This window comes from Treponema socranskii subsp. socranskii VPI DR56BR1116 = ATCC 35536, assembly GCF_000468115.1.
Lineage (GTDB): Bacteria > Spirochaetota > Spirochaetia > Treponematales > Treponemataceae > Treponema_D > Treponema_D socranskii.
Window position 1 is genome coordinate 16221 of the sequence record NZ_AVQI01000001.1, and the last position, 12851, is coordinate 29071.

The following is a 12851-nucleotide window of genomic DNA, read 5'->3' on the forward strand; positions in this document are numbered from 1 at the left end:
TTTACTTCCTTTCATTTTGCTGAACGATCACCGTGAGATAAAAGAAAAATACGGTGAGCGAAGCGAAGTACAAGAGGTCGCGCGTGTCGATGATGCCTCGTGCGATCGATGAAAAATGCGACGATGCGGAAATGTACGACAGTGCGGCGACGATTTCTGCCGGCAGGAAAATCAAAAACGAATCGATCAGCGTTAGCGAAATGCAGATGATAAAGGCTGAGAAAAACGCGATGATTTGATTTTTTGTCACCGACGACGCGAATACTCCGATCGCCGAAAAGGCGGCGCACAAAAAGAAAGCGCCCAAAAAGCCTCCGACGACAGGCCCCATATCGGGAGAGCCGAATATGAAAAGCGGAATGACGTACAGCATTGTCGGAGCGACCATGACGGCAGCGCTTAAAAAGGCTGCAAGCCATTTGCCTGCAGCGACGGAGCTTTCGGTGACGGGAAGCGTCATGAGCGTTTCGATCGAGCCGCTTCGCTTTTCTTCGGCGAACAACCGCATCGTCAGCGCCGGAATAAAAAACGAAAGCAAAATCGGAAGGAGCGAAAAATAATTCCGCAGCTCCGCCCGATCTTGAAAAAAGAAAAAGACGAAAAAGGTGATACCCGCGATGATGAGAAAGAGTGCCGTGACGATGTATGCGACGGGACTCGTAAAATACGCGGCGAGTTCCCGCTTCATGATGACGGCGGCGGGAGAATGTTTTTTGTTAAGCGTGTCGCTCATTTTTGCGCCTCCGCTGTAGTGAGTTCGTGAAACACGTCTTCAAGACTGTTCCGCTGCATTGCAAGTTCGTATAACCAGCCGCCCTTCGCTGCGATCGCTTTGAAAAGAGCCGGCCGGACTTCAGCCGTTCCTGAAATCGAAACGAGGAGAGAAAACGCATCCGCATCTCCGATTAAGGCTTCTCCGCTTACCGCCGAAACGTTTTCGACTCCCGCAATCGATTTGAGTTCGGCTGCGATATCGTCTTTTGAACATCCGCCTGCGGTCAGTTTGAGAGCGGCTTTATGGCCGTATCGTTCGCGCAGTTCATCGGTCGGACTGTCGGCGACGAGCTTGCCGTTTGCGATGATGATGACGCGGCTGCACAGCGTTTCCACTTCGCCGAGGATGTGCGTCGAAACGATAACCGTGCGCGTCTTTCCGATTTCGCGGATCAAGTTTCGCACTTCGCCGATTTGATTCGGATCGAGTCCGCTCGTCGGTTCGTCCAAAATCAATATTTCAGGATCGTGCATGAGCGCGTGCGCGAGCCCGACACGCTGCCTGTAGCCGCGCGAAAGCTCGGAGATATTTTTATCCATCACTTCTTTGAGGCCGCACTCTTCGCACAGACGGGGGATTTTTTCATCGGCATTTTCGCCCTGCATGTCCGCGATATAGCGCAGGTAATCTTCGACTATCATATCGCCGTAGAGAGGCGCGGCTTCGGGCATGTAGCCGATCTTTCGTTTCGATGCGACGCTTGCATCTTCGATGTTCGTACCGTCGATCGAAATCGTACCTCCGGACGGTTTTAAAAAACCGGTGATCATGCGCATCGTCGTCGTTTTGCCCGCGCCGTTCGGGCCGAGCAGACCGACGATTTGCCCCGTCGGGATCGAAAAGCTCACATCGTTTACCGCACGGAATGTCCCGTAATTTCGGGACAAGTGCGAAACTTCTATCATATATCCTCCATAAAAACTTTTGCAGGTACTTGCAGCGAAGCTTCAAGCAAAGTTTTGGCATCCGAAAAAAAATCAGTCGTACGCGTATTTCGCAGAAAGCGCGTCGGCGTATTTTAAAAACAGTTTGTACTATATCCATTAAAAAAAATTATGACAAGCGCAGGTTACGGGAAAACGCGGAAGTGCCGCACAGGAAGGTACGGAACCGTATTTTTTATGAGGTATTTTGTATCATTGAAGATACCGATTAAACGGTAATAAATAAAAAGATTCGGATTAAAAAGGCGCCGATAATCGCTCTATACCGATAAAAACAATAGAGGAATAAAATCATAGACGGCAAAAACTATTGCCGGTATACACATCGCCCCTCTACGGGCAGCCAATTAAGAACATCTTGAATATGCGTCTCCCAGTAGTTCCAATCATGCTTACCCTGCGGTGTACAGTTCTTAACGGAACATCCTTTTTCGCTGAGTTTTTGGGCAAAATCGGGTATCGCTTTGCAGATAGGATCGTCTTGTCCGCCCGTAAAATAAAACTGCGGTAAATCGGCGATAGTATCTTTGTATTGCTCCAACATTCGATATAAATTGAATTGATTTTCTTTTAATCCGCGTTCAAACAAGAGCCGCTTATAGTTTTCCGGCATTTTCTTTGAATAATTCATATCCATACGGTTTATAGCGGAAAAATCGGCTAAACCCGACATAACGGCGCAACACGAGTATTGATGCGGATTTTTAAATGAAAGGTACAAAGCGCCGTAGCCGCCCATCGAAAGGCCTGCAACAAAAGTATCTTTTCGCGCCTTTGATAGCGGAAATATCGTACGCAAAAATTCGGGAAGTTCTTTTCCGCAATAGGTCGCAAATGCGGAAGAGCCCGGCAAGTCGATATATGCGCTGTTTTCAACGGAAGGCATAATAACGGCAAGACATTTTTCCTGAGCATAGCGTTCAATATTGGAAAACAGGGGATAGTCGTCTCCATAGCCGTAACTGCCGTGCAAAAGATATAGGGTTTGGAAAACCGTATCGTTTTCAAAATAATTCTTTGAAACGTCATTTAAATAATCGTCGGGAGAAGTAAGCGGTATAAAAACTATACAACGCGTATTTTTCTTCAATGCCGAAGAATAAAAATTACATTCGATATGTGCCATTTTATATTCCTTTAGAAACGGCCGTTTTAGACGATAACCACTGCAAAGCCCGTTCCAATCCGGCATCCCAATATTCCCAATCGTGAATACCGTTCCTTTCTTCATAAGTTATATCGATGCCCATAGCTTTTATGCGTGCATATCCTGCTTTGTTCATGTCGTATAAAAAATCCTGCATTCCGCAGCTTTGAAAGATCTTCGGTATGCTTTTTTTGTTTTGTTGCAGCATGTGAAGTTGATAAAATATATCGGCATCCGTATTTTCAATGTGCGCGGGATCTTTGAATATATTTGTCCAGCAAAAGGGCAAATTTTTTTGTCGTTTTATTTCGTTGACAATATCGATTGCGCCTGAAAGGGAAATAATAGCACCGTATTTTTGCGGCTTTGCAAGCCCGATATGCAAAGCGCCGTAACCTCCCATTGAAAGACCGGCTATACAGGTTTGTTCCCGTTCGGTCGATACGGGGAATAATCGTTCAACGTATGCAGGTACTTCTTCGGAAACATAGGTAAAATAATTCGAACCGCAGTACATATTTTGATAAAAACTGTTATCTGCGGAAGGCATTGCTACAGCGACTTTATACTTTTGAGCATATCGTTCAACGCTCGTAAACCGGCACCAATCGCTGTAATCGCCGAAAGCGCCGTGAAGCAGATATACGACGGGAAAGCGTACTCCTGAGAAAAAATACGTTGAATCCTTTTCGTTCAATAATTCATCGGCATCCGGTGTCGGTATAATGACATTCAGGTCGGTTCCGAAACACAGTGTCGGTGAAAAATATTTTACAGTAAACAGAGCCATAATATTCCTTTTAAAAATTTATTCTGCCGCTTTTTTCAAACTTTTTAAATAATCTATGTAGACGGCACCCAAAATAATAACGCCTTTTAACGATGTTTGCCAAAAACTGTCGACGCCCAAAAGGTTTAGGCCGTTATTCAAAACACCGATGATCAGGGTGCCCAAAAACATTCCGCCGATCGACCCGATTCCGCCGGCCATACTTACTCCGCCTAATGCGCATGCGGCAATCGCATCCATCTCCGCTCCGCTGCCTGCTATCGGGTTACCGCTGTAAGAACGCGCGGACAATACGATACCGGCCATGGCGGCCATTAAACCGCTGAAGGTAAAAACAAGCATTTTTATTCTTTGTATTTTTATGCCGGAATAAACGGCAGCCCGCGGATTTCCGCCGACGGCATATATGTGCCGTCCGATACTTGTTCTGTTGAGCAAAACATACGCAATGATAAATACGGCAATCATATACAATATAGGTAAAGGAATTTCCCAAAGATAGCCTGCTCCCAAATTATTATATGCGGGATTATCTATGCGGACAGTCGTTCCTTTTGTTACGATATATGCGGCGCCCCGAAGTATACTCATCATTGCAAGCGTTACGATAAAGGGCGATAGCGTTGTCCGCGAGATTATAAAACCGTTTACGGCGCCGAAGCACATGCCGAGCAGTAAAGTTGCTATAATGCCGATAGCTAAGGGGATCGATGAATTTGCAAAATTGCCGCCTACAACACCGATAACCGCAATCACGGAGCCGACACTTAAATCGATTCCGCCGGATATCATTATCAGCGTCATGCCGGTGGCTAAAAAAAAGTTTGAAGAGATCTGCCGCAATACATTGAGGATATTTCTTTGAGTTAAAAAGATAGGATTGATAATACTGACAATGACACATAATACGCCAAGTCCTATTAAAATACCTCCGTTTCGATGTATATAGTTTATAATTAAAATTTTACATCGAGAAAAAAAAGATTTTTTGCTTTCATTCCCTTTCATGCTGTGGCTCCTTGATAATTAATATCGTATGGCATAATGCATTATGTTTTCTTGTGAAATCTCGTTTTGTTCGAGAGTTCCCGTAATTTTCCCGTCACACATTACGATAACGCGGTCGCTCATATTGATTAATTCGGGCATATCCGAACTTATCATGATTATGGATACGCCCTGGTCGGTAAGTTCATTCATTATCTGATAGATTTCGCTTTTTGCACCGACGTCGATGCCTCTCGTAGGTTCATCCAAAATTAAAACTTTCGGAACGGCGGCAAGCCACGATGCGATTATAACTTTTTGCTGATTCCCGCCCGAAAGCGCGCTGATTTTTGTATCTCTATGTGCAACTTTTATGGACAATTCCTTTACAAAATCTTCGTATATGGCATCTTCCTTTTCTTTGTTATATGAAATTCCCGATATGAACTTTTTTAGAACTTTCAATGTCATGTTATACTCAACCGACATTACCGGAAATAGACCTTCATCTCTTCTGTTTTCGGGTACCAAAGCAAAGCCTTTTTTTATCAGGTCGAACGGATTGTACCTTTTCGGAAGTTTTACACCTTCCAGTTCGATGCTCGCCGATATTTTTTTATCTATACCGAAAAGAGCGAGCATCGTTTCCGTACGACCGCAGCCGACAAGTCCGCCGAAGCCTAAAACTTCTCCTTTGTAAAGATCAAAACTTATGTTTTTTACTTTTTTTGTCGTAAGATTTTCAACATGTAGTATAGGTTCTTTTGATCGGGCTGTATGACTGCGTGAATAAAAATTACCTAAACTGCGGCCCACCATGAGCGATATGAGCTCATCGTTTTTTGTTTCCGATATTTTTTTTGTCGCAATATATCGGCCGTCGCGCATAACGGTTACTCTGTCCGCAATTTCGTACAGTTCGCTCATTCTGTGTGAAATATAGATGATACCGATGCCTTTTTCTTTTAATGTCCGTATCGTCGCGAATAATTTTTTAACATCGGTACTTGTCAATGAGGATGTCGGTTCATCCATAACGATTATACGCGCCGAAAATGAAACGGCTTTTGCAATTTCTACAAGCTGCTGCTGGGCTATCGTTAAATTGCAAACCCGTTCCGTTACTGGCAAATCTATACCGAAAGAGTGTAATGCTTCATTGCATTTTTCTATCATAGCTTGCGGATCCGAAAATCCGGTTTTCTTATGAATCTCGCGGCCTAAAAAAATATTTTCATATACGGTTAACTGCGGGACAAGGACAAGTTCTTGATGTATAATACTTATGCCATTTTTTCTTGCATCGGAAACGGAATCGATGTTCGAGGAGATACCTGCAATTGCAATGGAGCCTTCATCTTTCCGGTATATTCCGCCGAGAATCTTAATCAGCGTTGATTTACCGGCGCCGTTTTCTCCCAATAGAGCATGAACTTCGCCGGCATACAAATCAAAAGATACGTCATTTAAAGCATATACACCGGGAAATCTTTTATGAATATGATTCATCTGTAAAAGCTTCTTTGCCGTTTGCAATTCGGTATCTCCTCGTTTATTTTAGGGTTTATTGCCAGTTGTTTACATCAAAACCGGCAATATTTTGCTGGTTGATTGCAACCGTGTCGATTGAATATGTCTTTTCGACTTTTTTGCCGGCAAGAACATCATAGGCAACTTCGGCGGCTTTTTTTCCTATGGTAGCGGGAGATTGAGCAGCCGTTGAATATAATTTCTTTTGCTGTATCGATTTTTTTGCAGACGGAGAGCCGTCAACGCTGAACACTTTCATTTGTTTTTGCATTCCCGCACTTTCTACGACACCTTGTGCAATGAGTCCGAAATCGTCATTTAATCCCCAAAAGGCGTCTAAATCGGGATGCGCTTGAAGAAAGTCTTCGAATGTAGAGAGAACGGCATTCATGCTGGAATAATGCGCTTGTTCAACAATCGTTATTCCTGAACCGGCAAGAGCGTCTTCCAGCCCCTTCATTCTGTTTACAACGGATTCTGCAAGAGGATTATCGATCAGTGCGATTTTAGCATTTTTGCGCAAAACTTTTTTCATTTCTTCACCGCATATTTTGCCTGCCTGATAATTATTGGAAGAAATAAAGCTCTCCGTAAATTGGGGATCGGCAACACCTGAGTCGACAACTACAACTTTTACTCCGGCTCTTTTACACGATTCAAGTGCGGGTTTTACGCCGTTCTTGTCAACGGGATTTAAGAACAACAAAGTGATACCTCTCGTAATCATATCTTCGATAGCGTTGTTTTGTTTTGTTTGATCATTCATTCCGTCAATTGCAATGAGCGTGTCTCCTCGGCTTTTAACGACCGATTCGATTGCATTTTTCATTGTAATTTGAAACGGGTTGGTTTGATCCATACAAGTAAAACCGAAGATCCGTTTTCTTTGTGAAGACGGATTCGCATCCTTGTCTCCCATCGAAAAGATTTGAGCCGCAAGCATAAACAGAATCATTCCCATGAGTGTGAATCTTTTTTTCATCTCAGTCCTCCTGATAAATATATTTCAATGGAACAAAACGATTAGTTCCATGAATTCCGTATAATAAGCTCATTCGGTACGTAATGTTTTTGCGGTATATGCTTCGGATTTCGAAGTTTGTCGAGCAGGACTTCGCCGGCAATTTCCCCTATCAGCTTCGGGTTTTGCGTAATGGTTGTTAAAGAAGGCGTAATGACTTTGTTCCATAATGTGTCGTCAAAAACGGTAATGTTCACGTCTTCAGGAACCCTTCTGCCCGATTCAAGTATATATTTGAGTGCGCCGCTTCCGAGACTGTTCATTGTAATAAAGAGAGAATCGATATCGGAGTGTTTTAAAAACAGTTGTTTTGCAGCGCTGTATCCCAAATCATCGGAAGGGAGCACCGTAACGGAATATGTCATATCGTACGGTATCTTATTATCTCTAAGCGCTTGCATAAAACCGTCGTAACGATGTTTAACGTTTGAAAGCATAGAAGGATCGTCGTTGATAATACTTCCATTAATAATGCCGAATTTTTTCTTTCCGCGCCGTATCTGTTCCGTAACGGCATTATACATTGACGCCCGCGAATCGGATAACACGACGTCATATTGACCATCGGGCAAAAGAGACGGTTCACGGTCGATGAAAACAACCGGCATATCGGCTAATTCGGCAATTATTCGCTTTTGATTTAGAACCGGCAAGGCAAGCAGCATTCCTTCAATTTGAAATTTTTTTAATTGCCGAATAACGGTGCTTGTTACTTCATCATTTTCTTCGCTGTTGCCGAGCAAAAAAGAATAATTGGCTTTGGATAGTACAGGTTCACCGCCGAGCATAATCCACATATAAAACGAATTGGAAAATTCGAATTGCGGTAAAAAAGGCGCTATTATGCCTATCAGATTTGAAGATTGTTTCCTAAAGGCAACGCCTAAAATATTGCGTTCATAACGGAGTTCTTTTATCGCAGTATGTACTTTTTGTGCAGTCGTTTCGGAAACAAAACAAGTGTTGTTGATAACATGAGAAACGGTAGCTATCGAAACTCCTGCGAGCTTTGCAACATCTTTTATTGTAGCCATAAAGCCCCATTGAAACGTTTATATAAACGTTTCAATGGGTAAAGTATAAACCCTAAATTTCAAGTTGTCAAATTTTTTCGTAAAAATTTGACAACTGTCTAAGACAGCGTAAGTGCTTTTTAAAGTCTGTAATTCGTGGGCGGTCACGATGATCTGCGCGCAAATTGCGAATCCTAACGGACTATGCAGCCTTACCGAATTCCCCTAGCAGCGTTTGCACAAGCTTACCAGCCGCCGGAAGCGCCGCCTCCGCCGAAGCCGCCGCCCCCGCCTGAAAATCCTCCGGAAGAACCGCCGCTTGAAAAGCCTCCGCCTGAACTCGACGAAAAAAAATCGTTTCCGAATGCCGATCGGTATATCCTGCTTGAAGGATATCGCCTGTTGTAACGAGCGCTTATCATCGCGAACAGCACATTGATGAGAAAAAAGACGATAAACGCGACGATGGGAATGACGTCTGTGGGGACGGCTTCGTTTGTGACGCGCTTTGAAACGAGGTCGGCGTCGTCTGCAACGATTCCGACCATATTTTTTACGCCTGCGGTAATGCCTTCACCGTAGTCGCCGTTTTGAAAATGCGGCGCGATAACGTTCCGTATGATAAGGCCGCATTTCATATCGGTGAGTTTGTCTTCGAGACCGTAGCCGACTTCGATGCGTATTTTTCGTTCGGCAAGCGCAACGATGAGGATCGCGCCGTTGTCTTCGTCTTTTTGTCCGAGTTTCCATGTATCGGCGACTCTGATGCCGAACGATTCGAGCGAATCGCCTGCAAGCGTTGCGACGGTCAAAACCGCGATTTGCGCGCCTGTCGCCTCTTCGAGCGATTCGAGGAGAGATGTAAGCGCTTCCGTTTCCGAAGCGTTTAAGAGATTCGCATTGTCGACGACGCGCTCGGTGAGCGGGGGAACGTCGAGCGCCGAAAGCGGAAAAGCCGCGATCAGCAAAAGCGGACAGAGCAGCGCCGTCACACGGAAAAATTTTATCAACGAAGATGACGGCGCGCTTTTCGAAATCCGAAATGTTCCGGCCTCAATTCGATTCAATACCATTCCGCGTCCTCCAGTACGATAAGGCCGTCCGCGAGTTCGTTCGGATTTTCTTCATGTGCGGGAAAGTGTTCGGCGAGGAGTTCTCCGCATTTTTCGATCGCGCCGATAAAAGCGTCTGCCGCATTTCCGGATTTTATCTCCGCCGCGAGTTCATCCGAAATGATGCGCCACAGGTCGTGCGATATTTTTTTTGAAATGCCCGAGTCGGCGACGATGCGTACTTGTCGTTCCAAATACGAAATGAAAATCAAAATGCCCGAATGCTCGGCCGTATCGTAAACGCCGCATTCGACGAAGAGTCGGAATGCACGCCGCGTAACGCTTGCAATCCGAACGCTTTTCGGCACAACGATGCGGTCGAGCGCAGGTATATTAAAAAGTCTGAATGCCGCGGCTATGCTTACAAAGCACACAAAACCGTACAAGCCCGGCAGCATCCACGTCCGCTCCGTCCACGCAAAGAGACCGTACGTATCGGTTATTTTTCCGGCAAAGGGCAAGAGAAAAGCAAAGACGACGGCTGAAGCGCATACGGCGGCAAGCAGTTCCCAAAACGCATAGTGCGCGCTTTCCGGAGCGAGTACGATTTTGATTTCACCTGTCGTCTTCGATTCGGCTTTTGCAACCGCTTCCGCGATTCTATCGAATTCGGTGTTCGAGAGTTTCAGCTTTTTGAGCATGGTCTGCGTTTTCATATATCATTCACTATGCCTGCGGCGGCTTTTAAAACTGCACTTTCGGAGCCGACTGCGCTTCACCGTCTGCGCTGAAATATTGCTTTGCGGCAAATCTGCCGAAGGACGCGATAAAATTATTCGGAAGCCTTCTGATATATGAGTTGAACTCTTGGGCGGCTTCGTTATAACGCTGTCGCGCAACGGCGATGCGGTTTTCGGTTCCTTCGAGCTGATCCTGCAGTGCGAGAAAATTGGTGTTCGCTTTGAGTTCGGGATAATTTTCCGCGACGGCCAAAAGCCGCTGCAAGCTTCCGGAAAGACTGCTTTGAATTTGCTGGTAACGCGCAAAGGCTTCCGGATTCGTTAAAATCGATTCGTCGACATTGACGACACCGCCTGCACGCGACCTCGCTTCCGTAACTTGCGTGAGTACGTCGCTTTCGTGACTCGCGTATCCTTTGACGGTCGAAACGAGATTCGGAATCAAATCATACCTGCGCTGATATTGATTTTGCACTTCCGCCCATCGGCTCGTGACGCTCTCGTCCATCGTCACCATATTGTTGTAAACGCCGCACCCGCGCGATGCGAACAAAAAAACGATTGCCGCGGCTGCGATGAGCGCCGTCAGTCCCTTTGATAATTTTGCCATGATCATTCCTCTGTAAAAATAATGTATATGCGTTTATACTATACCGCTTTTTCGCTGCAGAAATCTATACGCCATATTGAAAAAAAAAGCTATTATCTATAATATAAAACAATAAGAGGCGTAAAATATGACAGATGAAAAATATGATTTTACGATTGAAACGCTTGGACAGTGTAAAATCTCTTCTCCGATCCAGCTTTCCAATGTCATCGGAGATTTCCGTGCAAACTATGTCAAAGACGATTCGTTTGTGCGTTACAGTGTAAACGTATTTCACGGCGGCGAAGAAGACGATCAGACATCGGCAAACCTCATGCAAAAAGCAGGCCCTCGTCAATATATCTATTTCGATCCGAATCACGTAAAGGCGGGCATCTGCACGTGCGGCGGACTCTGCCCCGGTCTCAACGATGTTATCAGAGCGATCGTGCGCAGTTTGTACTACCGTTACGGCGTGCGCCGCATACTCGGTTTTCAATACGGCTTCAAAGGTTTTTTTCCCGATCAGGGATTCGAAACGATCGAGCTGACACCCGACAAAGTCGACGAGATTCATAAAATCGGCGGTTCCGTACTCGGTACGAGCAGAGGCGGCGGCGACCGCGTTTCGGACGTGGTCGACTGTATCGAAAAGCTCGGCATCAGCATGATGTTTATCATCGGCGGCGACGGAACGCAGCGCGGCGCACTCGATATCGCAAACGAAATAGAGCGGCGCGGATTGAAAGTTGCCGTCATCGGTATTCCGAAAACGGTCGACAACGATCTTTTGTTTATCGATCGGTCGTTCGGTTTTGAAACGGCGGTGCAGCAGGCGAAGGAAGCCGTCGCGTCGATCCACATGGAAGCGCATTCGCAGATCAACGGCATCGGCTTGGTAAAACTCATGGGGCGGGAATCGGGATTTATCGCTGCCGAAACGGCGCTCGCGTGCCACGAAGCGAATTTCTGTCTCATACCCGAAGTTCCGTTCGATATGGACGGACCGAACGGATTCCTTTCGTACCTCGAACAGCGCTTAAAAGAGCGTCACCACGCCGTCGTTATCGTTGCAGAAGGTGCGGGACAGGAACTGCTCACAAAGACGAACGAAACGGATGCTTCAGGCAATATCAAACTTGCGGATATCGGCGTATACCTTCGCGACGAAATCACGAAGTATTTTAAAAACAAGCACTTTCATATCAATCTAAAATACATCGATCCGGGTTATCAAATCCGAGCGGCCGTTACGACGGCGAACGATTCCATCTACTGTGAGCGCCTCGGCAACAACGCCGTCCACGCGGCGATGGCCGGCAAAACGAAGATGGTCGTCGGTCTCGTGCACGATAAATTCGTCCACATTCCCATAAGCGAAGTGACGCGCCATCGCAACGTCGTCGACACCGAAGGCGCGCTGTGGCGCGATGCGCTCGAAGCGACCGATCAGCCGATCCTCATGGTAAACAATATGGAATCCGCCCGCGAGCGCACGGCAAAGGCCGCCTGCGACAGCAGAAAAAAACCGAGCGAAAAATAACATGAAACCTCTTTCCCTCTCCGAAACGCTGAAACAGAACGAATATCCCGGCCGCGGCATCGTACTCGGAAAATCCGAAGACGGCTCTGCCGCAGTTGCCGCGTATTTTATTATGGGCAGAAGCGAAAACAGCAGGAACCGCATTTTCGTTTCCGACGGTGAGGGGATCCGTACCGAAGCTTTCGACGCTTCTAAAATGGAAGATCCGAGTTTAATAATTTACGCTCCGGTGCGCGTGCTCGGTCAAAATACGATCGTTACGAACGGAGACCAAACCGATACGCTGTACGAAGGCTTGTCAAATGGGCTGACATTCGAACAGGCGCTCCGCTCCCGCACATTCGAACCGGACGAGCCGAACTACACGCCGCGCATTTCCGGCCTGTTGCACGTCGAAAACGGATTCTGCGACTACGCGCTTTCGATCCTCAAAAGCGACAACGGAAATCCTGAAAGTGCGTGCCGCTTTACATTCGCATACGACAATCCGCAGGACGGCGTCGGACGCTTTATACACACGTACCGCGGGAACGGAAATCCGCTTCCGAGCTTTGAAGGAGAACCGGTACCCGTCGTCATCCGCGGCGATATCGACGTCTTTACGAATCGAATATGGGAAAGCCTCAATGAGAACAATAAAGTGTCGCTCTTTACACGTTTTATAAAAATAGAAACCGGCGAATGCGAAACGCGCATCGTCAATAAAAACGCTTAATCGGC

General features: G+C 46.2%; 13 protein-coding genes. 2 read left to right on the forward strand and 11 right to left on the reverse strand.

The annotated features are described in order from the left end of the window. Nucleotide 1: 1 nt before the first annotated feature. The 11 genes from HMPREF0860_RS00070 to HMPREF0860_RS00120 all read right to left on the reverse strand — a co-directional run bounded on the left by HMPREF0860_RS00070 (nucleotide 2) and on the right by HMPREF0860_RS00120 (nucleotide 10609). On the reverse strand, nucleotides 2-733 hold the full coding sequence (locus HMPREF0860_RS00070; RefSeq protein WP_021329311.1) for an ABC transporter permease subunit: 732 nt from the start codon (nucleotides 731-733) through the stop codon (nucleotides 2-4). Further along, the gene (locus HMPREF0860_RS00075) at nucleotides 730-1680 is read right to left on the reverse strand and encodes an ABC transporter ATP-binding protein (RefSeq protein ID WP_021329257.1); all 951 of its coding nucleotides are present in this window, start codon (nucleotides 1678-1680) and stop codon (nucleotides 730-732) included. Before HMPREF0860_RS00075 ends, HMPREF0860_RS00070 begins: the two co-directional genes overlap by 4 nt. A gap of 346 nt (nucleotides 1681-2026) precedes the next feature. Further along, nucleotides 2027-2845: an alpha/beta hydrolase gene (locus HMPREF0860_RS13065; RefSeq protein WP_021329274.1), complete on the reverse strand. Its 819-nt coding sequence runs from the start codon at nucleotides 2843-2845 to the stop codon at nucleotides 2027-2029. Between the two features lies 1 nt (nucleotide 2846). Continuing rightward, nucleotides 2847-3656, reverse strand: a complete 810-nt coding sequence (locus HMPREF0860_RS00085; protein WP_021329338.1) for an alpha/beta hydrolase — start codon at nucleotides 3654-3656, stop codon at nucleotides 2847-2849. An 18-nt stretch (nucleotides 3657-3674) separates the two neighbouring features. Further along, complete coding sequence (locus tag HMPREF0860_RS00090) at nucleotides 3675-4664, reverse strand: ABC transporter permease (protein WP_021329349.1); 990 nt, start codon at nucleotides 4662-4664, stop codon at nucleotides 3675-3677. 18 nt (nucleotides 4665-4682) lie between these two features. Next, entirely contained in the window at nucleotides 4683-6152 is a 1470-nt protein-coding gene (locus HMPREF0860_RS00095) for a sugar ABC transporter ATP-binding protein (protein WP_038080337.1), read from the reverse strand. A gap of 55 nt (nucleotides 6153-6207) precedes the next feature. After that, a complete protein-coding gene (locus tag HMPREF0860_RS00100) occupies nucleotides 6208-7155 on the reverse strand; it encodes a sugar ABC transporter substrate-binding protein (protein WP_021329331.1) in 948 nt (315 codons plus the stop codon). Between the two features lie 41 nt (nucleotides 7156-7196). Further along, complete coding sequence (locus HMPREF0860_RS00105) at nucleotides 7197-8228, reverse strand: LacI family DNA-binding transcriptional regulator (protein WP_021329292.1); 1032 nt, start codon at nucleotides 8226-8228, stop codon at nucleotides 7197-7199. Nucleotides 8229-8452: 224 nt separating this feature from the next. Further along, on the reverse strand, nucleotides 8453-9280 hold the full coding sequence (locus HMPREF0860_RS00110) for a TPM domain-containing protein (protein WP_021329317.1): 828 nt from the start codon (nucleotides 9278-9280) through the stop codon (nucleotides 8453-8455). After that, on the reverse strand, nucleotides 9271-9975 hold the full coding sequence (locus HMPREF0860_RS00115; RefSeq protein WP_021329298.1) for a TPM domain-containing protein: 705 nt from the start codon (nucleotides 9973-9975) through the stop codon (nucleotides 9271-9273). The genes HMPREF0860_RS00110 and HMPREF0860_RS00115 overlap by 10 nt, the downstream gene beginning before the upstream one ends. A 28-nt stretch (nucleotides 9976-10003) precedes the next feature. Next, nucleotides 10004-10609, reverse strand: a complete 606-nt coding sequence (locus HMPREF0860_RS00120) for a LemA family protein (RefSeq protein ID WP_021329305.1) — start codon at nucleotides 10607-10609, stop codon at nucleotides 10004-10006. Between the two features lie 127 nt (nucleotides 10610-10736). Here HMPREF0860_RS00120 and HMPREF0860_RS00125 point away from each other — a divergent pair, with 127 nt between their 5' ends. Further along, a complete protein-coding gene (locus HMPREF0860_RS00125) occupies nucleotides 10737-12131 on the forward strand; it encodes an ATP-dependent 6-phosphofructokinase (RefSeq protein WP_021495388.1) in 1395 nt (464 codons plus the stop codon). Between the two features lies 1 nt (nucleotide 12132). Further along, the gene (locus HMPREF0860_RS00130; protein WP_021329343.1) at nucleotides 12133-12846 is read left to right on the forward strand and encodes an IMP cyclohydrolase; all 714 of its coding nucleotides are present in this window, start codon (nucleotides 12133-12135) and stop codon (nucleotides 12844-12846) included. Nucleotides 12847-12851: the final 5 nt, after the last annotated feature.

What these genes read in the sequence shown, in the direction of transcription:
- HMPREF0860_RS00070 (WP_021329311.1), bottom strand. Translation starts at nt 733, where the DNA reads ATGAGCGACACGCTTAACAAAAAACATTCTCCCGCCGCCGTCATCATG.
- HMPREF0860_RS00075 (WP_021329257.1), bottom strand. Translation starts at nt 1,680, where the DNA reads ATGATAGAAGTTTCGCACTTGTCCCGAAATTACGGGACATTCCGTGCG.
- HMPREF0860_RS13065 (WP_021329274.1), bottom strand. Translation starts at nt 2,845, where the DNA reads ATGGCACATATCGAATGTAATTTTTATTCTTCGGCATTGAAGAAAAAT.
- HMPREF0860_RS00085 (WP_021329338.1), bottom strand. Translation starts at nt 3,656, where the DNA reads ATGGCTCTGTTTACTGTAAAATATTTTTCACCGACACTGTGTTTCGGA.
- HMPREF0860_RS00090 (WP_021329349.1), bottom strand. Translation starts at nt 4,664, where the DNA reads ATGAAAGGGAATGAAAGCAAAAAATCTTTTTTTTCTCGATGTAAAATT.
- HMPREF0860_RS00095 (WP_038080337.1), bottom strand. Translation starts at nt 6,152, where the DNA reads ATGAATCATATTCATAAAAGATTTCCCGGTGTATATGCTTTAAATGAC.
- HMPREF0860_RS00100 (WP_021329331.1), bottom strand. Translation starts at nt 7,155, where the DNA reads ATGAAAAAAAGATTCACACTCATGGGAATGATTCTGTTTATGCTTGCG.
- HMPREF0860_RS00105 (WP_021329292.1), bottom strand. Translation starts at nt 8,228, where the DNA reads ATGGCTACAATAAAAGATGTTGCAAAGCTCGCAGGAGTTTCGATAGCT.
- HMPREF0860_RS00110 (WP_021329317.1), bottom strand. Translation starts at nt 9,280, where the DNA reads ATGGTATTGAATCGAATTGAGGCCGGAACATTTCGGATTTCGAAAAGC.
- HMPREF0860_RS00115 (WP_021329298.1), bottom strand. Translation starts at nt 9,975, where the DNA reads ATGAAAACGCAGACCATGCTCAAAAAGCTGAAACTCTCGAACACCGAA.
- HMPREF0860_RS00120 (WP_021329305.1), bottom strand. Translation starts at nt 10,609, where the DNA reads ATGGCAAAATTATCAAAGGGACTGACGGCGCTCATCGCAGCCGCGGCA.
- HMPREF0860_RS00125 (WP_021495388.1), top strand. Translation starts at nt 10,737, where the DNA reads ATGACAGATGAAAAATATGATTTTACGATTGAAACGCTTGGACAGTGT.
- HMPREF0860_RS00130 (WP_021329343.1), top strand. Translation starts at nt 12,133, where the DNA reads ATGAAACCTCTTTCCCTCTCCGAAACGCTGAAACAGAACGAATATCCC.